The 19,286-nt window shown below is 61.5% G+C and carries 13 protein-coding genes; 3 read left to right on the top strand and 10 right to left on the bottom strand.

Annotated elements, in window-relative coordinates; genetic code table 11:
- Positions 1-6: 6 nt before the first annotated feature.
- From ACQRAJ_RS02325 to trhA, 5 genes are all read right to left on the bottom strand, one after another.
- Positions 7-762: a PRC-barrel domain containing protein gene (locus ACQRAJ_RS02325; RefSeq protein ID WP_427727252.1), complete on the bottom strand. Its 756-nt coding sequence runs from the start codon at positions 760-762 to the stop codon at positions 7-9.
- Entirely contained in the window at positions 762-1,151 is a 390-nt protein-coding gene (locus ACQRAJ_RS02320) for a YtxH domain-containing protein (RefSeq protein WP_427747620.1), read from the bottom strand. Before ACQRAJ_RS02320 ends, ACQRAJ_RS02325 begins: the two co-directional genes overlap by 1 nt.
- A gap of 136 nt (positions 1,152-1,287) precedes the next feature.
- Entirely contained in the window at positions 1,288-2,115 is an 828-nt protein-coding gene (locus ACQRAJ_RS02315; protein WP_427747619.1) for a cyanophycin synthetase family protein, read from the bottom strand.
- Between the two features lie 24 nt (positions 2,116-2,139).
- Positions 2,140-3,513, bottom strand: a complete 1,374-nt coding sequence (locus ACQRAJ_RS02310) for a hemolysin family protein (RefSeq protein ID WP_427747618.1) — start codon at positions 3,511-3,513, stop codon at positions 2,140-2,142.
- A 114-nt stretch (positions 3,514-3,627) separates the two neighbouring features.
- Positions 3,628-4,311, bottom strand: coding sequence for a PAQR family membrane homeostasis protein TrhA (trhA, locus tag ACQRAJ_RS02305; protein ID WP_427747617.1), 684 nt, complete (start codon positions 4,309-4,311; stop codon positions 3,628-3,630).
- Positions 4,312-4,497: 186 nt separating this feature from the next.
- Here trhA and ACQRAJ_RS02300 point away from each other — a divergent pair, with 186 nt between their 5' ends.
- Positions 4,498-5,106 carry a hypothetical protein gene (locus ACQRAJ_RS02300; RefSeq protein WP_427747616.1) on the top strand — a complete coding sequence of 203 codons (609 nt, stop codon included), beginning with the start codon at positions 4,498-4,500 and terminating at the stop codon, positions 5,104-5,106.
- 162 nt (positions 5,107-5,268) lie between these two features.
- Here ACQRAJ_RS02300 and ACQRAJ_RS02295 read toward each other — a convergent pair whose 3' ends face one another.
- From ACQRAJ_RS02295 to ACQRAJ_RS02280, 4 genes are all read right to left on the bottom strand, one after another.
- On the bottom strand, positions 5,269-6,474 hold the full coding sequence (locus tag ACQRAJ_RS02295; RefSeq protein ID WP_427747615.1) for a DUF362 domain-containing protein: 1,206 nt from the start codon (positions 6,472-6,474) through the stop codon (positions 5,269-5,271).
- A 331-nt stretch (positions 6,475-6,805) separates the two neighbouring features.
- Positions 6,806-8,011 carry an ABC transporter permease gene (locus ACQRAJ_RS02290; protein WP_427747614.1) on the bottom strand — a complete coding sequence of 402 codons (1,206 nt, stop codon included), beginning with the start codon at positions 8,009-8,011 and terminating at the stop codon, positions 6,806-6,808.
- On the bottom strand, positions 7,998-9,185 hold the full coding sequence (locus ACQRAJ_RS02285) for an ABC transporter permease (protein ID WP_427727231.1): 1,188 nt from the start codon (positions 9,183-9,185) through the stop codon (positions 7,998-8,000). Before ACQRAJ_RS02285 ends, ACQRAJ_RS02290 begins: the two co-directional genes overlap by 14 nt.
- Positions 9,186-9,194: 9 nt before the next feature.
- On the bottom strand, positions 9,195-10,133 hold the full coding sequence (locus ACQRAJ_RS02280) for an ATP-binding cassette domain-containing protein (protein WP_427747613.1): 939 nt from the start codon (positions 10,131-10,133) through the stop codon (positions 9,195-9,197).
- A gap of 166 nt (positions 10,134-10,299) precedes the next feature.
- Here ACQRAJ_RS02280 and ACQRAJ_RS02275 point away from each other — a divergent pair, with 166 nt between their 5' ends.
- Both ACQRAJ_RS02275 and ACQRAJ_RS02270 read left to right on the top strand, forming a co-directional pair.
- Positions 10,300-11,445, top strand: a complete 1,146-nt coding sequence (locus ACQRAJ_RS02275; protein ID WP_427747612.1) for a sensor histidine kinase — start codon at positions 10,300-10,302, stop codon at positions 11,443-11,445.
- Positions 11,442-12,071 (top strand): response regulator, encoded by a 630-nt coding sequence (locus ACQRAJ_RS02270; protein ID WP_427727222.1) that lies wholly within the window; start codon positions 11,442-11,444, stop codon positions 12,069-12,071. Before ACQRAJ_RS02275 ends, ACQRAJ_RS02270 begins: the two co-directional genes overlap by 4 nt.
- Before the next feature lie 607 nt (positions 12,072-12,678).
- On the opposite strand, the gene ACQRAJ_RS02265 is transcribed toward ACQRAJ_RS02270, so the two are convergent.
- The gene (locus ACQRAJ_RS02265; RefSeq protein ID WP_427747611.1) at positions 12,679-19,005 is read right to left on the bottom strand and encodes a Spy0128 family protein; all 6,327 of its coding nucleotides are present in this window, start codon (positions 19,003-19,005) and stop codon (positions 12,679-12,681) included.
- Between the last annotated feature and the right edge of the window lie 281 nt (positions 19,006-19,286).

Genomic DNA, 19,286 nt, shown 5'->3' with positions numbered 1-19,286 from the left:
ACGTCGCTATTTGCTAGCTTTTGACGAGCCCCCGCTCGCCTTTTGATATTCGTCCTTAAAGGCCTTGAACATACCGCGCGTCTTGCCGAGCTGCTTGCCCAGTGCGCGACTGCCCTTGTCCACGGCGGCCGATCCCTTGTCATCGAGCACCTTGGCGCCCTTCTTGACCTTATCGCCCACCACGACACTGGCCTCGGCAGCCTTGGCGGCCGCGCCGCCCGAATACCCGAGCGACTTGACCTCGTCCGAGACAATCATCGCGCCGTTCTCGTAGCCGCGCAGCATCGTCGGCGGCATCTGTGTGTCGCCCACCAGCACACTCGAGGCAGTGCCGGCGGTCACGTAGAACGTCTGCACGATACCCGAACGCGGCTTGAACTCAACGTCCGAGCAGTAGCCCACGATATCGCCCGATTCCGTGCGCACGTCCATGCCAACCCAGATGATGCAATCGTCCAGGTTGATATCGAGGCGCTTGGCCGCGGCGGCATCGTAGGTGCCCTTGACGTCGTCGACCACGACAGCACCCTCATAGACGCCGATGGCATCGAGTGCCACAAATCGATCGGGGCGCTCGATCATGCCCGCGATATCGGACTGGCGAACCATAAAGCCCACCACGCGCGTACCGCCCGGGGTAAAAACCGGAAAGTGAATCTTGCCGAGCTTTTTGGGGCTGCGCGGCGTGCCGTCCTTTTTGGTGCGCTTGTCTTCGGCAGGCTTACGATAAACCTTGACGCCAACAAAATCCCCTGCGCGCATTATGCCTCGGTCGAGGGCTCCGTGGCCTCGGTGCCGGCCTCAGTGACGTTCTCGACCACGACGTCGGCAGCGGGCGTCACGTTGCCGCCCGAGATGGCGTCGTTGAGCTGCTCGCGAAGCTGGTCCATGCGCTCGCGGGCCAGGTCGACCTTGGCGCGCAGGTCATCGGTCTTGGCGTCGACCATCGGACCAAAGTCGTTGACCGCGGCACGAGCCTCCTCGGCACCGTGCTCGTAGGTGTCGCGCATGTTGTCCCAGGCATCGTTGGCGATATCGGCGGCCATGGCACGGGTCTCGGCACCCGAGCGCGGGGCCAGAGCAACGCCGATGATAGCGCCGGCGGCAGCGCCAAGGAGCGCACCGGAAACAAAGCTGAAAGTCTTTCCCATGATCATTCCTCTCCTGCGGGCACCTCGATGCCCACCGTTTGAATGCTGTCCATTATACCCGCAGCGCAACACTTGCCGTCGCGCTCATCTGCGTACGGTAAAAGCGCAGGTACATGATGGTGATAAGCGAGTGAGCCTACTCCTGCGGCATGGCAGGCATGGCCACCGTGGCCGCCGGGTCCTCGCCGGCGCCATCAACGAGCGGAAGCGCACCTTCCTGTGCGGGACCTGCCGGAACCGTCGCCGCGCCACCGTAGACGGCAGCGGGGGCCTCGTGGCTCTCGGCGGTCGCGCCCTCGGTATCGATTGCCTCCTGCAGCTCATCGTCAAAGCTCGGGACACCCTGGGGCTCCGCGGGCTCGGACTCGACAGCTTCCTCAGCAGCTGCCTCGACGCCGGGTTCGGAATCGGCAGGAGCCTCGCCTTCGGCCCCGTCCTCGGCGTTTGCGGCGGCGATGGCCTCGTGCGGATCCTTGCCCTCGGCCTCGGCGCGCATACCCAGCACCAGGTTGCGCAGGCCCGCGACCGTGCCCTCCACGTCAGGAGCAGGCTGGTCGGCGTGCAGATAGGCCCAGTCCATCATAAAGGTCGCCGAAGACAGCGCGCCGATGGCCAGCGCGTCATCGGGGCATGAAAGCTCAACCTCAAAGACACGCTCATCGTGCTCGCTTACGCGGGTACGGCCGCACGAAATGCTGCCGGCGAGACCGGTCTCGTTCATGAGCTCCACTGTCACGTGCTCCAGCAGATGGCAAAGCTCGGTCTGGCCCATGCAGTCCTGGAATTCACGACCGGAATCGCCTAGGCACAGGTGCTTGGCAATCGCGGGCACCAGGTAGTACACGCGCGCCGTGGCCTCGATGTCCTCCGAGGTCATGAGCGGCATGCCGGGGTTCACCAGCACATGCGCGCAGATCTTGTCCTCGCTGACGGTGACCTTAAGGATGTTGAACAGGCCTGCCATAACTCTCCCCTACTCTTCCTTGCCCTACTCGTCGCCGTCGTGCGGTCCCGCAGAGCCCGCGCCCGGCGTCGCCGGCTTATCTGCCGAGGACTCGGAATCCTTCTTATCGGTTTCGGCCGGAGCGATCACGCGAATAAGCGAGATGCGCTGGCCACGCATCGACTGCACCTTGAACTTGTACCCTGCAACCTCAAACACCTCTCCGATGTCGGGCACCGAGTCGCAAAGTTCCAAAATCCAGCCGGCGATGGTCTCATAATCATCGCTTTCCTCGAGCGGCCAACCAAGCTCAATCGCATCATCGCACGAAAAACGCCCATCGACGAGCCACTCACGGCGCGAAAGACGCGTGAGGTACTTGTTGTCGGGGTCGAACTCGTCCTCGATCTCGCCCACGATCTCCTCGACGATGTCCTCGATGGTAATGATGCCAGCCGTGCCGCCGTACTCGTCCACGACCACCACGATCTGGTCGTGCGAAGTCTGCATCTCGGACAGCAGCGGCAGGATGTCCTTGGTGTCGGGCACAAAGGTGGCGTCGCGCAAATAACCGGCGATGGGCCGGTCGCCCTCGCCGTCGAGCGAGGGCTGAATCAGGTCCTTGATGTGCGCGATGCCCGCCACGTTGTCGGGATCTTCGTGATAGACGGGGATGCGGCTAAAGCCGGTCTGGCGCATAGTGGACAGCACGTCGGCGACCGTCTCGTCGTCCTCGCACATGGTGGTGTCCACGCGCGGCACCATAACCTCGCGGGCAACGGTATCGCCCAGGTCGAAGATCTCGTGGATCATACGCTTTTCCTCGTCGAGCAGGTCGTCCTGCTCCGAGACCATGTACTTAATCTCTTCCTCCGAGACGTTTTGGCGATCGTCGGCGCTCTTGATGCGCAGGATGCGGGCCAGGCCATCGGAGCAAGCGCCAGTCAGCCACACGAGCGGACGGGCGATCTTTTGGAAAAACGACAACGTCCCCACGACCTGCTTGGACACGCCTTCGGCATTGGCCAGACCAATGCGCTTGGGCACAAGCTCGCCAATCACGATGGACACGAAGGCGACCGCAACGGTGATGATGACCGGCGCCAGCCCGCGCGCGATGGCAGAGAGCGGCGCGATGCCAAAGCTCATGAGCCACGTGGCGAGCGGGTCGGACAAGCTCGTCGAGGCGACGGCGGACGAGGCAAAGCCCACGAGCGTGATGGCGACCTGGATGGTGGCGAGCAGCTGGTCGGAGTCGGCAGCCAGCTTAACGGCGCGCTCGGCGCGTTTGTCGCCTTCCTCGGCCTCGTGCTCCAGCACGGCGCGCTTGGCCGTGGTGAGCGCCATCTCGGACATAGAGAAGTAGCCGTTGATGAGGGTCAAAACGAGGGTGGTGATAAGGGAGATGGTTATGTCCATCGGGAGTTTCTCGAACCTCCAAGATTCGGGACGTTAGGTAGTAAGCGTAGATAACGGATAGGGCAGTTGCGTCCGGCGGCCGCTTGGATGGGTCCGCAGGCACAGACGTGATCGCTAGATTACGAAGAGGATCACCGCCATGAACTGGAAGATACTGCCGGCGAGCACCCACAAGTGAAACACGCTGTGCAGGTAGCGCACGTTTTTAGCGATGTAGAACGGCACGCCCACGGTGTAGCACACGCCGCCGACAGCGAGCAGGGCAAGTGCCACGGGGTTGAGCAGCGACACGAGCTCGGGCAGCTTAAAGACGACGAGCCAGCCCATCAGCAGGTAGACCAGGCCGCTTACCCAGTGCGGTTGACGCTCGCGCATAAAGCACTCGAGGGCGATGCCGATAATGGCGATGGCCCATACGGCAAAGAACAGCATAGGGCCGCCGTCGTTTGCGAGCGTGATGAGGCAAAACGGCGTATAGCTGCCGGCTATGAGCAGGTAGATGCAGCTGTGGTCGATGATGCGAAACACGCGCTTGGCGCGTGCGGGCTGAATCGCGTGGTAGAGCGTAGAGGCTAGGTATTCGAGGATAATGCTGACGCCATAGACAATCGCCGCGGCCATGTGAGCCGGGCCTCCGCCGCGAAGAGCGGCAAATACGATCAGGAGCACCAGGCCCGCGATGCCCAGCAGGCAACCGACACCATGGGTGACGGAGTTCATGATCTCCTCACCCACCGTGTAGTGTGGAACGGCCGCGGTCTTGGGTCGCGGCTTAGAACTGTCGCTCGAATCGGACATGCCGGTTACATCCTCCAACGTAAAGAGTTCTCAACACTATATCAAAGCGTCTGGGTACGTGCGAAATTTGCACCATACGTGACCCCTTGTTTACCCATTCTTTTCTTGTTGACGCATCAACGGCGAACATCCATAATGCGCTTGTTTTAAGTGTTGACGTATCAACATCTTTAAGAAGAACCGTAAATGTCTCAAAGCGCACACCCCCATCGAAAGCTTAAGATAACCGTCGTTGTTGCGCTGGCGCTCGTTGTCACGTTGCTCGGATTTGCCGGCAACTTTTTGTTTGACTTTGCCCTGAACCCCCAAGCGCCGTACACCATGAAGATGATGCAGGATGGCAAAGACGACAAAAAAGGTGAGCAGCCGGATGCCGAGGAAACCGAGGCGCGGGCGTGGTTTAAAGAGAATCGCGAGAGCAGCAGCCTCACCGCAGATGACGGAACCGAGCTCGCCGCCTGGCATTTTGCTGCGTCGGAGAGCACGCACGACTACGCCGTCTGCCTGCATGGCCATACCAATGAGCCCATCGGTATGGCCCGATACGCCAAACGATTCCATGACCGCGGCATGAACGTGCTCGCGCCTGCCCAGCTTTCCTTGCTCGATGTAGCAAACTTGGTGTGCAACGTGCGCGCAGGCTACGACTTTCATAAGGCAAGCAGTGTGGAGCAACTCAAACACGCGACGGCTTCCATGTTGTTTATCCACGGTGCCGCTCACGCCAAGAGTGCGCAAGTTGACCCCGAGCTCTACTGGAACACGGTCAACAACTTCCTCGACGAGTATTTTTAGGCAACAAGCAACGTCTGGGTTTTGTTGCCAAAAACGCCTTGTGGTCGGCGGTATTCGACTTTTCCCCGCACTTCCGAAAAGCCGCCCGTGAGCGCTGTGCTCGCGAGCGGCTTTTGCTCGAATTACGCCACAAAGGCGCTTATATTGTCCAATAGCTAGGCGCTATTTGACCTCGATAAGCTCGTACTTGCTCGTGCCCAGGCCGATCTTCTCGGCGTGCGCGATGCACGCGCGCCAGTCGGTGTCGGGATGCGTGATGCAGAAGGGGTCACGCGCCTGCTCGCCCTCCAGATGCTCGTGGTTATGCTCCATCTTGGCCGCGCTATCGGTGAGCTCGGTGTTGGGCAGCGGCTCGGACGCCATGACGGCATCGGCACAGGCCTGGTCGATGGCGACCGGGTCGAAGCTCGCGAACATGCCGATATCGTTGACGATAGGCGTATCGTTTTCGGGATGGCAATCGCAGTTGGGGCTGATATCCATGGCAAGCGAGATGTGGAAGCTCGGGCGGCCGTCGACGACGGCCTTGGTGTACTCGGCGATCTTGCAGTTGAGCACGTCGGCCGCGGCGTCATAGACGGGCTTGATGGCGTCCTGGTTGCACACGCCGATGCAGCGTCCGCAGCCCACGCAGCGATCGTGGTCGATGGCGGCCACGTGCACCGTACGAGTAGCGCCGCTGGCAAGCTCGCGCTCGCGGGTGTCGTCGAACGAGATAGCGTTGTGCGCGCAGATCTTTTCGCAGGCACGGCAGCCAATGCAGTGCTCGGTCGCGACGTTCGGCTTGCCGGCGGCATGCTGCTCCATCTTGCCGGCACGGCTGCCGCCTCCCATGCCCAGGTTCTTCATGGCGCCGCCAAAACCGGCCTGCTCATGGCCCTTAAAGTGGGTGAGGCTAATCACGATATCGGCATCCATGAGCGCCTGGCCGATCTTGGCCTCGCGCACGTACTCGCCGCCCTCGACCGGGACGAGCGCCTCGTCGGTGCCCTTGAGGCCGTCGGCGATGATGACCTGGCAGCCCGTGGCATACGGGGTAAAGCCGTTCTGATAAGCGGTGTCGATGTGCTCGAGCGCGTTTTTGCGGCTACCGACATAGAGCGTGTTGCAGTCGGTGAGGAAAGGCTTGCCGCCCAGCTCCTTCACGACATCCGCGACGGCGCGGGCGTAGTTGGGGCGCAAAAAGCTCAGGTTGCCCAGCTCGCCAAAGTGAATCTTGATAGCGACGAACTTGTTCTCAAAGTCGATCTGCTCAATACCGGCGCGGCGGATGAGGCGCTTGAGTTTGTCGAGCTGGCTCTCGCGAGCATGCGTACGCAAGTTGGTGAAGTACACCTTAGCGGGTGCTGCGGGTGAAGTTGCGGTCATAGATCTATCCCCTCGGTCTATATGGCGTTACAGACATAGAGGATGGTACCCGTTAAAGCGGGGTCAAAGTCAAGTACGGCGCCTAGTCATTGGGGACAGACTTAAATGACTGAAACCACTCATTGGGGACGGACTTAAATGAGTGCCTCGCCACCCGGCAGTTAGGGACGTTCCTTTCCTGCCGGCAGCTGGGGACAGTCCTTGGCAACCCTGCCGGCGAGCCGGCGAATCGGCAAAGACTGTCCCCGATGACTAGTCGTTTAAGTCTGTCCCCAATGAGCACTCTTGGTCGTTTAAGTCTGTCCCCAATGAGCACCCAATGACTAGGTAGCTAGGCGTGGGATTTGGCGCGTGCGAGGGCTAGGCCTACGGCGGCGATGGCCATGGCAAAGAGCACCGTGACGCCCAGATCGCAGACGATGTCGCCCAGCACGGCGGACGTCAGGTCCGCGGCGAGCGCCTTGCCGATCGCGTCGTTCACCCAATACGTCGGCACAAAGTGCGCCACCGTCTGAACGGCCGGGCCCATCAGCGACAGCGGCATCCAGGCGCCGCCCAAAAACGTCATGAGCATGCCGAGCAGGTTGCCCACACCGTTGAGCAGCTCCTCGCGCGCGCCCAGGCTCGACAACGCAAAGCCAACGGCCAGCGGCGTGCACGCCAGGGCAAACGTTGACGCCAGTGCCAGGCATACACGACCCACGCCGACCTCGGCGACCGCGCCGGCAAAGCCCACGACGCCCATCATGCTCGACACAAACCAGATGCAGACGGCGAGCACGGCGGCGGCCGCAAACACGGCAAGCGAGCGCTGACGCTCGGAGACCGGACTGGCCTCCATGCGGCGCACGCGCTCGGGCTCGTTCATGCCCGAGAACACCAGCCCCACCGATACGATGACCGACGAGATAATCGCGTACGTGCCAAAGTTGAAGTACGACTCAAGCGTGGCGGCGGCTGTCGAGTCGACCTTGACCTGCTCAATCTCGACCTCCGCGCGCTTGACGGCGGCATGCTCGGCGGCCTTGGCGACGTCACCGTCGGAGGCAGTAGGATCAAGTGCGGCCGCAGCGCCCGCGAGCGAGATCCAGCGCGAGGCCTCGGCAGACGAAAGCGCCGCCGCCATGGTGCCGGCACCGTAGGTCACATCGAGCTTGGGCAGGGGCTCCCCCGCTCGGGCCGCTGCAACGAGGTCGTCCTCAAACCCCTCCGGGATAAAGAACACGCAGTCGGCGCTGCCCTTGGCGCTGTTGCTCTTGGAGAGCGCGTCCGCAAGGTCATAGGTGTCCTCGCCGATACCCGTGACCAGATCAAAGCGCGAGCCCAGGTGCTTGGTAAGCGCACGCGAAAGGTCGCTGTCGTCGCGGTCGACCACGATCACGTTGGTGTCGTAGGGCTCGTACTCGGTGAGCTGCGACGAGTTCCAGCTCACCGATGCCGCGATGAATACGCCCATGAGTGAGATGAACACCGTATAGATGAGCAGGTAGAACGGGTGCGCCAGCGCCATGCGAAGCGCGGTCTTAAAGGTGCTCATAGCGGCTCCTTCCAAAGATCAGCGTGGCGGCGGCAACGAACAGCAACGCCATAAGGGCCAGCGCGCCAGCGCGAACGGCAAAGGGGCCCAGGTCCTCAAAGAAATACAAGCGGTTGAACATGTCGCAGATGAGCTTGACGGGATTGAGCCAACTCTCGGCCGGGCAGGCGCGGGCGACGTCGTCGGCAAGCGCCATCGCCGGCTCGCCATAAAGCCCGGCGAACAGGGCACACGTGGTGGCAAAGCCTGTGAGGATGCCCGACTTGGACGCCTTGCCGCCCTTAACGGGAAGCGTGCCCACAAAAAGGCCCAGACCCGTGGCGGCAAGCGCGGACACGGCGCCGCCCACCAGGCAGAGCCCCTCGCGCCCGCCAAAGTCGACCCCCACGACCAGGCGCACGTAGCCGATCGCGATCGTCATCGAGGCAAAGGAAACCAACCACGCGCCCACAAAGATGCCGGCCAGCGACGCCGTCTTGGAAAGGCCACCCACGCAGCGACGCGCACCAAGGCCAGACAGATTGGGCTGCAGGTCGACGACGCTCAAGGCGGCAAACTCGGCAGACATCATCGCGACCAGGCCAAAGAGCGCGTAGTAGTAGATGACCGTGCCATCGGGCGTGGCACGCGTCAGGCTCACACGGCGAGTGCCGCCCTCGAGCGACAGGGCGCGCGCAACCGCCTCCGGGTCGGCGAGCGCCGCCGGGTTGTCCTGGGCAATCTGGCGCATGAGCTCGGCATTTTGCGTATACGAGCTTGCCACCGTCTCCAGGATGCTGCGGTCGGTGAGCACCGACGTCGCACGCGAGCCGTCATAGCTCGAAAGCAACGTGAGTTTGGGCGTGCCCGCGGCATCGACCGCATAGATGCCCGCGACCTCGCCGGCCTTAAGAGCACGGTTCGCATCGACCGCATCGTCGCACTCGTGGATCTCGAGCAGTTGGTCGTCGCCTTCCTTGGCAAGCGACGTCGCCACGTCCTTAAAGGTCGAGGCGCTCCAGGCCTCATCCGCCACGACGGCCACCGGCACCGGATCGACCGTGCCGTCGGAGCTCAGATTCGCAAACATAAACATGAACATCGTGGAAAGCGCGACGGGAAAGATCGCGCCCCAAACCCACGTGCTCGGCCGACGCAGCAGCGTCTTGACCGTAATGATAATGGTGTTGAACATGGCCGCCCCCTAGTCGCGCAGCTCGCGGCCGGTGATCTCGAGGAATACGTCGTTGAGGGTCGGCGGCTCGCTCCACACGCGGCCGAGCGCCACATCGGCGGCGCGCAGTGTGTCGAGGATGTCAACCAGGTTGTGCGGGCTCGCTTCGCAGGTGCAGACGAGCTCGCCGCCGGAAAGCTCAACCGAAAGCACGTGCTCGAGGGCGCGCAGCCGCTCGACCGTGGCGAGCTCGACGGCGCTGACCTCGACGGTCACGCGCTCGCCCATCTGAATCATGCGCTTGAGCTCGTCGTTGGTGCCCTGCGCCAGCACGCGCCCGCCGTCCATGATCATGATGCGGCTGCAGATCTGCTCGACTTCCTCCATGTAATGGCTGGTATACACCACCGTGGCGCCTTCGTCGCGCAGGCGGCAGATGCCCTCCAGGATGGCATTGCGGCTCTGCGGGTCGACGGCCACCGTGGGTTCGTCGAAGAAGATGAGCTCGGGCTTGTGCGCGATGCCGCAGGCGATGTTGAGGCGACGCGCCAGACCGCCCGAGAGCTTGCCGGGGCGAAACTTGGCAAAGTCGCCCAGCCCGACAAAGTCGATGGCCTCGTCAACCAGCTCGCGACGGCGCTTGCGGTCGTTGACGTAGAGGCTGCAGAAATAGTCGATGTTCTCGCGCACCGTGAGCTCGTCGAACACCGCCACCTGCTGCGGCACCACGCCGATGCGGCGCTTGAGGTCGTAGCGGGCGGGCGTCATGGGCTCGCCGAACAACTCGATGGTGCCTTTGTCGTAGGCGAGCAGCTGCAGAATGCAGTTGATGGACGTAGTCTTGCCCGAGCCGTTAGGGCCCAGCAGGCCAAAGATCTCGCCGGGGGCGATGCTCAGGTTAAAGTGGTCGAGCGCGATAAGATCGTCGTAGCGCTTGACGAGGTTTTCGACGTGGACGATGTCTGTCATGAGGCGGCCCTTCTGTTGATTTCGGCCCGGTACGATTGCATCATCGCAGGAGCCGCCGGCGCGCACCAGTGAGCTTTGTCACGAGTGCGGCGGGGGCGGGCGGGAGGAATGTCACGGTTGCGGCACCTGAGCAATCGTCGCGCGCACCATCGCGTACAATACCCGTATGAACAGGCTATTCGACAAATCGATCATGCTGGCGTGCTGTATCGCGGCCGCTCTGGGCCTTGCTGTGGATGCTTGCTTGGTCGCGGCGTTTTGTCTTGGCGTCGCAGTCGCCTCGCTTACGGAAATTGCGCAAGGCGAACGTGCCCGCCGCGCCGGTGAGGCCGCGAGCTACGCTTACATTATGGTGACCGTCTTTGTGCCGCCGTTTGTGCCGTTTGCGCCCCTCGCCCTCTATGACATCGCGCGACGCGTGCGCCGTGAACACGTTTGGGTCGCGCTGGGCGCCGGCGCCATCTTTGTCTGCGCACTCGTCGCATATGCCCACGCCGGCGCGCTTCCCACCCGTGCGCTGCTGTTGACCGCCATCCTTTCAGTCGCCGCCACCTTGCTGTCTCTGCGCACCGCTCAGCTGGAGCGCGAGCAGGAGCGCATGCGTCGCACCCGCGACGAGCTGCAGGAGCGAGCCCTCGCGCTCGAGGCGCGCAACCGCGACCTTGCCGACCGCCAGGACTACGAGGTCGAGCTCGCAACGCTCGCCGAGCGCGCCCGCATCGCACGCGAGATTCACGATAACGTGGGGCACCAGCTCACGCGCGCCTCGCTGCAAACCGAGGCCCTACGCGTGGTCCACGCCAACGAGCCCGGCGTCGCCGCCGACTTCGCTGACGTCAAGCGCACCGTGGACGAAGCGCTTCAGCTCGTGCGCTCGAGCGTCCACGCGCTCAACGACAACGCGGCAAATCTCTCCGTACAGCTCGAGCGCATCGTGGAGGGCGCGCGCTCAGATGGCGGGCCGCAGATTGAACTTGAGGTTTTGACCGAGCATGCGCCCGCAAATGTCGCCAACTGCTTTACGGCGGTCCTGCGCGAGGCGCTCTCCAACACCATGCGCCACGCTTGCGCCCAGACCGTCACCGTACGATGCATGGAGCATCCGTCGTTTTACCAGCTCATCGTTACCGACGATGGCGCGGGCGGGGTCCAAGCAAGCAGCCGCGGCACCGCAGAGGGCATGGGGCTCGGCTCCATGCGCGAGCGCGTCGAGGCGCTTGGCGGCACCTTCACCGCCGGCCCGCGCGCCGGCGCCGGCGGCTGGCGTGTGTTTGCCACCGTTCCCAAACAGCAAGGAGATGAGGGCCGATGAGGCTCATCGTTGTCGACGACGACCGCCTAGTGGTCGATTCGCTCAAGATTATCCTGGGCGCCCAGCCGCAGATCGAGGTGGTGGGTACCGGCGCCGACGGCAACGACGCAGTGGCTCTTTATGCCGAACACGCACCCGATATTGCGCTGCTCGACATTCAGATGCCGGGGCGCGACGGGCTTTCGGCGGCCCGCGAGATCCTTGAGCGCAACCCTGCGGCGCGCGTGGTATTTCTGACGACATTCTCGGATGACGAGTACATTGTGTCGGCGCTCAAACTGGGTGCCCGCGGCTACCTGATCAAAACCGATGTCGCCGCCATCCCGCCGGCGTTGGCCCAGGTCATGGACGGTAAACGTGTGCTCGAGGGTAAGGCGATCGAGGATATCAACTTTGATGGGGCGGGCGTCGAGGTGGGCACGACCCGCCGGCCCGCGGCCTTCGTCAGCCTGACCGACCGCGAGTTCGAGGTCGCCGAGCTCATTGCCCGCGGCCTCGATAACAAGGAGATTGCCGCCACCGCCTATATGGGCGAAGGCACCGTGCGAAACCACATCAGCTCAATCCTGGCCAAAATGGGCCTGCGCAACCGCACGCAGATCGCCATCGCCTACCTGCGAGGGTAGTTGCCCGAAGACCGACCGCCCCGACATAACAAAATGTCTGCTACCGGTTTAATGCCATTTCAAAACTATGCCGGTTTACGGGGCCAAACTCAGGACCCCCATCCATACCCGCGTTTTCTGTAAAATGACGGCTCGTCTACCTGCGGTTTTATTTTCACGAATATCAGCATGGTTGGGGACTCGTGACTCAGCCCCGTAAACCGGCCTAGTTTTGTCCGAGCGGCCACGTCAAGTGTCTCCGCAAGCCGCTTCAAGCCAAAAATGATCCGTTTTCCTCCGTCCCCAAGGGATCAGCCGGAACCGCTCCACGAAATCGGCCCATCTACTACGTTTAACTCGATACCCCTGACCATACCTTCGTTTTGAGCAAAACCGCAGGCGTTCTACCTGCGGTTTTGTTTTCGCGTTTTTTGACATGGTTGGGGGTAAGGGACTAAACGTAGTAGATGGGCCGGTTTCGTGGCGAGCCCTCCTCGCCTACGCACAAAAGCGCCGCCACGGAGGAGGGAGATACCTCCGTGGCGGCTGGGGGTGGGGGGGGTGGGGCTATGTTCTGGCTCCCCGCCGGCCGCCCGGGGCCTTTTGGCCCCGGGCGCCGCCAGCGTGCCTAGCGTTTACGGATACCCCAGACCAGGGCTCCGAAGCCGGCCATGGCGATAACAAATGCCATGAGCAGTGCGGCGGTCTGCTGGTCACCCGTGGTGGGCAGGAAACCCTTGACCGTCTTGACGATGTTCGTCACGGTCTTGGGCGTGCCGGGATCGGGCGTCGGCACGGGCGTCTCGGGCTTCTTGTACGTGTTGTTGAACACGATGCCCTCGACGCTCTTGTCGCCCTTGGTAAAGGCGACATTCGCCTTGAGGTTGCCCTCGCCGTCATCGGCCACGTTGACGGTCGCGGTAAAGACGGACTTGTCATAGGTCATACCGGCCTCGTCGCCCTTGACCTCGCTGATGGTGTAGACGTACGTACCGGGCTCGTCGTACTCGAACTTGTCGAAGTTGATCTTGCCGTCGGCATCGTTGGTGACAGTGGACTCGATGTCCTCGCCAACGAGCTTAAAGCTAAACTCGTCCTTCTTGAGCTCGCGTCCCTCGAGCACCTTGATGGCACCGATGGAGACCTGCGTGGGCATGGCGTGGTACTTGTTGGTAAAGCCAGCCGACTCGGTAGTTCCCTCGAGCTTGTGCGTCGCGGTCAGTGTGCCGTCACCATTGTCGGAGACGGTGGTCACGACGGTGTAGGTCGTACTGTCATAGGTGACGCCCTTGTACAGGCCGAGCGCGTTGGGGCAAGCCTCGCGCAGCGTGTACGTGTGCGTGCCGGGCGCCTCGTAGCTGATCGGGCTCAGCGCAACGTTGCCGTTGGCGTCGTTGGTACCGCTGGCGACAACCACGCCGTCCTCGAGTAGCTCAAACGTGAACTCGCCGGCTGCAAGGTCGCGGCCGGTCAGACGCTTGACCGTCTTGACCTGATCGGTCACCACAGAATCGGTAGGCGTCACGCTGTAGGTGTTGGTGAACGTGAAGGCAGCGCCGTCGTCACCCTCGCGCACGACCTTCAGATGTCCGTCACCGTCGTCAGTCACGGTGTAGGAAACCTTACGCGTGGCGTTGGCGTCGTTGGTCACGCCAGGGGCGCTACCGGACTCGGTCACCGTGTAGGTAAAGGTGTGCGAACGCGGGGCGGTGGGGGCTGCGGGCTCGGACTCGCCGCCGGACTCGTCGGCATTGGCATCAGCGTCGACGTCGGCCTCTTCAGCCTCTGCCTCGTCGGCCTCGGCTTCGTCAGCTTCGTCTGCCTCGGCCTTATCGGTCGCATCATCCGTCACGCCCAAGGCGCGGTTGAGGTCCTCGAGCGTAAAGTGGATCTTGCCAAAGTCCACGTTGCCGGCCGCGTCGTTGGTTGCGGCCGTGCGCTCGGGCATCGGGGCGCCCGCCTCATCGGCGGTCACGGTAAAGGTGAACTTACCCGTGATATCGGCCGGGGTCAGGCCCTCGGCAGCCTGGAGCTTCTTGGCGCCGGCAAGTGCGGCATCGACGGCCTCGGCGCCATAGACGTTCTCGAACACGGGCTCGGTGCCACCGTAGTCAGGCTTCGCCGTCAGAGTGCCGTCGCCGTTGTCGACGACGATGACCTTAAAGCTAAAGCTCGACTTCGCGGCAGTAATACCCTTTGCTGCGAGCGGGGACGTGTACTCAAACGCCGTGTAGTTGATAGTCCACGCAAGCTTGGCATCCGCGTCGGTGCGGATGGCGCGTTTGGCGTTTACCAGGTCGGCAAGCATCTCGGTCGTGTAATGCAGCGTGCCAAAGCTCACCTGGCCGTTAACGTTCCACGCCGTAGTGCCGTTGATGGCTTCCGTCTCACCTGCATAGGCAATACCGAAGCAGAACTCGCCGTCGGCCATCGGACGACCGGTCAGGGTCTTGGTTGCGACAACCTGAGCAGCGGTGCCCGGGTTATCGGTCGATGCGTGGTAGCTGTTGGCGAACGGGACCACGGCGCTCTCGACCTTGTTCTCGCCGCTCTTGTGGACCGTCGCATGCGTGCCCTCGGGTCCGCCGGAAACGATCGTCGTAGCGGTGAGCGTACCAGCGCCATCGTCGGCGATAGCGATCGTCACGGTGCGCACGGCCTCGTCGTAGGTGTAACCGGGCTGGCCATCGTTCTTCTCGGCAACGGTGTATGTAAAGGTCTTGCCCGCGTCAGCCTGCGTAAACTTGACCTCATGGCCAGCCAGGATGTCGATCAGGCCAACCGTTGCCTCTGCCGTTGCAGGGGACTTGTACACGTTGGTGCCCTCGTGCAGGCCGAGCGCGATGGCCGAAGCCTCGTCGGCAGGCGTCACGGTAAAGGTGAACTGACCCTCGGTCATGGGACGTCCGGAGAGGGTCTTGCTGAGCTTAAGGCCGCCGGCCGCGGTGTAGTTGAGCTCAGTGTGGTACTTGTTGGTAAAGCGGCCGCTTTCCTTCTTGGTGACGTTGGCGATCAGGACGCCCTTGCCGTTATCAGTCACGGTTACTTCGGCGGTTGCGACATGCGCGTCATACGTCATACCGGCCGCGCTGCCCGCGTTCTCGCGGATCTCGTACTTGTAGGTTCCGGCAGCCGTGTAGTGGATCTTGCCGAACTTTATGGCGGCGATGCCATCCTTCGCGTCCTTCTTGCTCACAGTTACGGTTGCGGAGTCGGGCAGCGGGGTGCCCTCGGGAGCAGCGATGGTAAAGCTGAACTTGTCGGAGTCCGTCCAGTCGCGACCGTCGATGGCCTTGCTCAGGCCAAAGTCGAGCTCTGCGTCGAGCGGGGTCACGCTGTAGGTGTTCTTGAACTCGGCAACCTTGACGTCTTTCAGAACATGCGTGGCGCTGAGCGTACCGTCGCCGTTGTCCGTGATGGTGGTCTCGATGGTGAACTTGGCATCGCTGTAGGTGATACCGCCGGCGTTGCCCTTGACCTCGCGCAGCGTATAGGCGTGCGTTCCGGCCTTGTCGTACTTCACGGCGTTCATCGTGATCTTGCCTTCGGCATTGTTGGTGCCGGTGGCGACGACCTTGGCGTCCTCGCCCTCGCCCTCGACGAGCTCGAATCTGAACTCGCCAGCCTTGAGGCCGCGGCCGTCCAGGACCTTGGTCGCGGTAATCTGGTCGGTGACGCTTTTCTCGACGGGCGTCACGCTATAGGTATTGGTGAACGTAAATGCCGCATCGCCGTCCGGCTTGCGGGACACCCTCAGATTGCCCTCGCCGTCATCAGTCACGGTGAAGGAAACCGTACGCGAAGTCTCGGCGTCGTTGGTCACGCCAGCGACCTCACCGGACTCGGTCACGGTGTAGGTAAAGGTGTGCTCGCGCTTCTCGGGCTTCTCGCCCAGAGCCTTGTTAAGGTCGTCGAGCGTAAAGGTGATCTTGCCAAAGTCGACCTTGCCCTTGGCATCATTGGTCACGCTCGCGTTCGCGGGCATGGGTGCGCCCTCTTCACCGGTCACGGTAAAGGTGAACTTGCCGGCAATGTCAGCCGGGGTCAAGCCATCAGGAACCTGCAGATTCTTCTTGCCCACAAGCGATGCCTCGACAGGCGCGGCAGTGTAGGTGTTCACAAACTCGTTGCCGGCATCGCCGTAGACAGCCGTCGCCGTCAGGGTACCATCGCCGTTGTCGACAACGGTTACACATGCGTCAATTGCCGACACGGTGGCGCTCACGCCCGCAGGCAGCTTTCCGGTCTGCTCGGCAGCAATGTAGCGAATGGTCCACGTGGGCTTGTCGGAGCTAGCATCAACCGACGCCTTGCCCTCCTCGACCAGCTTGGCAAGCGACTCGGTCGTGTACGTCAGCGGCCCGAACTCAACCTTGCCACCCTTGTTGGTTGCATCCAGCAGCACCTCGTCGTGCCCCGCATAGCTCAGCGCAAACTTAAATTCGTCATCGGCCATCGGGCGCCCCGTGAGCGTCTTGGTTGCCTCAAGAGTCAGCGGGGTTTCCGTCTTGGCGCTATAGGTGTTCTTGAACTCGGTCTTGCCCGAGATCTTTTCAACGTCAGCCTTAAGCCCACCCGTGGCCTTAACCGCCACGGTCACCTTGAACGCGGCAACGTTCTCGCTGTAGGTGATGCCACCGGCGCCGCCCTTGACCTCGCGGACCTCATAGGTGTACTCGCCCGGCTTGTTGCAGGTGATCTCGCCGAAGTCGATAGCTGCCTTGCCATTGTCGTCCAAGTCGTCATTGGTCACGGTCGCGGTCGCGTGTGCGGGCATCGGGGCGTCATTCTCAGACGTTGCGGAGAGTTCAAACTTAAACTCGTCCGCATCCGTCCAGCTGCGGCCCTCGAGCACCTTGGTCAGGCCAAAGCTGGCCTTGGTATCCACCGTTGTCGGCGTCACGTTAAAGCTGATCTTGCCGTTGTTGCCCAGGTAGGAATTGACATGCGTCGCGGTCGCCTTGGCGGACACGTTGTTCCACTTGGGGTTAAGAACGTCGGTCGCGGTACCAGTGTTGTTGCCGCCCACACTCTCCTTGGTGGTGTGGAGCTCGTCGATAAAGGCTAGGCGCGCGGTTCCCACGCTAAACGAAAGGCTGCCGTCCTCGTCAGCAACAATAGCGCCGTCAAACTTCGCAGCGTCGCCGCCGATAAACTCGATGACGGCAGAGGCGGGCTTGGCCTCATCGTTTTCGCCCTGCTCCTCAAACTCATCCTTGTAGTAATAGGTGCCGGTATCTGCCAGCGAATTCTTTGCAGGCTGCGTGCAGTCCTTGTCCGTGTAAATTGGGGTCTGTTTCTGGAAGTAGTAGTAGCGGTTGGTGTCGGCCGGCTCAAAGGTCGCAACCGTATTACCCAACGCGCCGGTCTCCCACTTGTTCGCGTAGAAGTTCACGGTCTTGGTGCCATCGTCGGCAACGGTCGTATTCTTTTCGATGTAAGCCTTGAGCCCCGTGACCTCCTCAGGCGTAAATAGGTTGTCGAGCGCAACACTCTTCACGCTCGAAGCATACTTCACCTGGATGGGCTTAACGTTGTCGACCGAAAGCTTGCCGTCTACGGTCTTAAAGTGACTCAGCGGAATCAACGACGCAGGAATGTTAACCGTTACGATATCGCCCTTCTGGGGATTGTCATCACCGGCACGCTGCACGGTAATGAGCAGGTCTTTTGCCTTGCCGGTGAACTCGTAGGTGTCGGTATTGGTTTCTTTATTGACCGTCTTGCTCGCCTTGGTAAACGGCGTGCCGTTAATGACGACTTCGGTAAATCCATCAACCTGCATAAAGTCGCCCAGCTCGTCGGTAAACGTGATGTAGCCGGACTTGGTCTCGTCGTAGCCCTTATGGATTTCGGTCGGATAAGGCGCCTCCGATGTGATGGCCTGCGAGATGTCGTCGAAGACCTTCTTGAGCTCTTCGGCATTGGTCGCCGACTTGTAGTAGTCGAAGTTTTCCGCACGCGTTCCGTGAGAATTCCATTTCGTGGCATTGGGGTAGTTGCTCGAAACGGCCTGCATGAACTTGTTCTCTTGGCTTGTCTTCGAATCCTGGACGCTGGCTTTGGGATCCGCGCCATCAAAGATGCCGATAGTATAAACGGTAGCCTTGCTGTCCTTCATGCTCTTGGCGGCCGTTACGGCAGCGTTAGCGACATCCGGATTGAACTCGCTGAAGCTTGTCGGCGTGCCGTCGGTAAAGAACACAACAATCTTCTTGGCGTCCACGCGACCAGAAGTGATGCCCTCTGCCAACTGCAGGCCATTGTCGGCGCGCGTTGCACCAGCGGGTGTAATCTGGGCAATCCTATCCTTAAGAGCTTTCACGTTGCCGCCGGAGCAATCGGTCAGGCCTTTCATTACCTGCGTGTAATTGTAGGTGTGTTCTCCGTCACGATACGTCCCGTTGCCGATATTGTCGGACTTCTTGCCCGCGAACTTAACGATTGCAACCTTATGCTGCCTATCCACGCCCTCGATACCCTCGTTTTGTTTGGCAATGGTGTCGATGAAGCTGCTGGCAGCGCTCTCCAGTGCATCGATACGCTTGGTGGAATCTCCACCGCCCATCTCACCATCCATCGAGCCAGAGGCATCCAGCACCATCACGATGTCGAGCGGCGTAGTAACCGTCACGGTTGAATTGGACGTCGAGGACATGGCCGAAAGCGTAGTCAGAAAATCCGACTCCTCGTTTTTCTCGGTTGCCTTGACCGTCTTGTCGGTCCAGATTCGGCCGACGTGTTGGGTCGATACTTTATTGCCGCTATGGCCAGCCGCCCAGATTTCCCAGCGGCCGCTGGTATCGGGATCGACGACCTTTCCGGTCATTGTCGGTCCATCCATTCCGGTGCTGGACCTGGCGTTGGCCTCGGGCAGCATGGCAAATGCCGCAGCCGGCAATACCAGCACTACGGCCAGCATCACCGCCAAGAGACCCCTCGTGTACTTACCCATCGCGTCTCCCTTCTCGCAGACTCAGGCCTTGCATCAGCCTCAAGTTACGGAATGAGACACAATTTGAGCAGGTGACACACGTTCCAGATTCGGTTTTGAGCGTGAGACAAATGTCTCACCATAGTTGAGACACGAGCGTTTTCGCAGGAAAACGGGTGCGACTCAAGATGGACGGGGCAAAAGAACCCGTTTTCCTCCGTCCTCGGGGGATCAATTGGTGGTGCTCGCCACGAAACTGGCCTATCTACTATGTTTAACCCGATGCCCCTGACCACAACCGC

This window comes from Collinsella sp. SGI.184, assembly GCF_050313415.1.
GTDB lineage: Bacteria > Actinomycetota > Coriobacteriia > Coriobacteriales > Coriobacteriaceae > Collinsella.
This window is presented reverse-complemented; position numbering and strand designations above follow the sequence as displayed.

Excerpts from the sequence above, each read along its gene's own strand:
- ACQRAJ_RS02320 (WP_427747620.1), bottom strand. The coding sequence starts at position 1,151 with ATGGGAAAGACTTTCAGCTTTGTTTCCGGTGCGCTCCTTGGCGCTGCC.
- ACQRAJ_RS02265 (WP_427747611.1), bottom strand. The coding sequence starts at position 19,005 with ATGGGTAAGTACACGAGGGGTCTCTTGGCGGTGATGCTGGCCGTAGTG.
- ACQRAJ_RS02315 (WP_427747619.1), bottom strand. The coding sequence starts at position 2,115 with ATGGCAGGCCTGTTCAACATCCTTAAGGTCACCGTCAGCGAGGACAAG.
- ACQRAJ_RS02325 (WP_427727252.1), bottom strand. The coding sequence starts at position 762 with ATGCGCGCAGGGGATTTTGTTGGCGTCAAGGTTTATCGTAAGCCTGCC.
- ACQRAJ_RS02285 (WP_427727231.1), bottom strand. The coding sequence starts at position 9,185 with ATGTTCAACACCATTATCATTACGGTCAAGACGCTGCTGCGTCGGCCG.
- ACQRAJ_RS02290 (WP_427747614.1), bottom strand. The coding sequence starts at position 8,011 with ATGAGCACCTTTAAGACCGCGCTTCGCATGGCGCTGGCGCACCCGTTC.
- ACQRAJ_RS02310 (WP_427747618.1), bottom strand. The coding sequence starts at position 3,513 with ATGGACATAACCATCTCCCTTATCACCACCCTCGTTTTGACCCTCATC.
- ACQRAJ_RS02280 (WP_427747613.1), bottom strand. The coding sequence starts at position 10,133 with ATGACAGACATCGTCCACGTCGAAAACCTCGTCAAGCGCTACGACGAT.
- ACQRAJ_RS02300 (WP_427747616.1), top strand. The coding sequence starts at position 4,498 with ATGTCTCAAAGCGCACACCCCCATCGAAAGCTTAAGATAACCGTCGTT.
- ACQRAJ_RS02275 (WP_427747612.1), top strand. The coding sequence starts at position 10,300 with ATGAACAGGCTATTCGACAAATCGATCATGCTGGCGTGCTGTATCGCG.
- trhA (WP_427747617.1), bottom strand. The coding sequence starts at position 4,311 with ATGTCCGATTCGAGCGACAGTTCTAAGCCGCGACCCAAGACCGCGGCC.
- ACQRAJ_RS02270 (WP_427727222.1), top strand. The coding sequence starts at position 11,442 with ATGAGGCTCATCGTTGTCGACGACGACCGCCTAGTGGTCGATTCGCTC.
- ACQRAJ_RS02295 (WP_427747615.1), bottom strand. The coding sequence starts at position 6,474 with ATGACCGCAACTTCACCCGCAGCACCCGCTAAGGTGTACTTCACCAAC.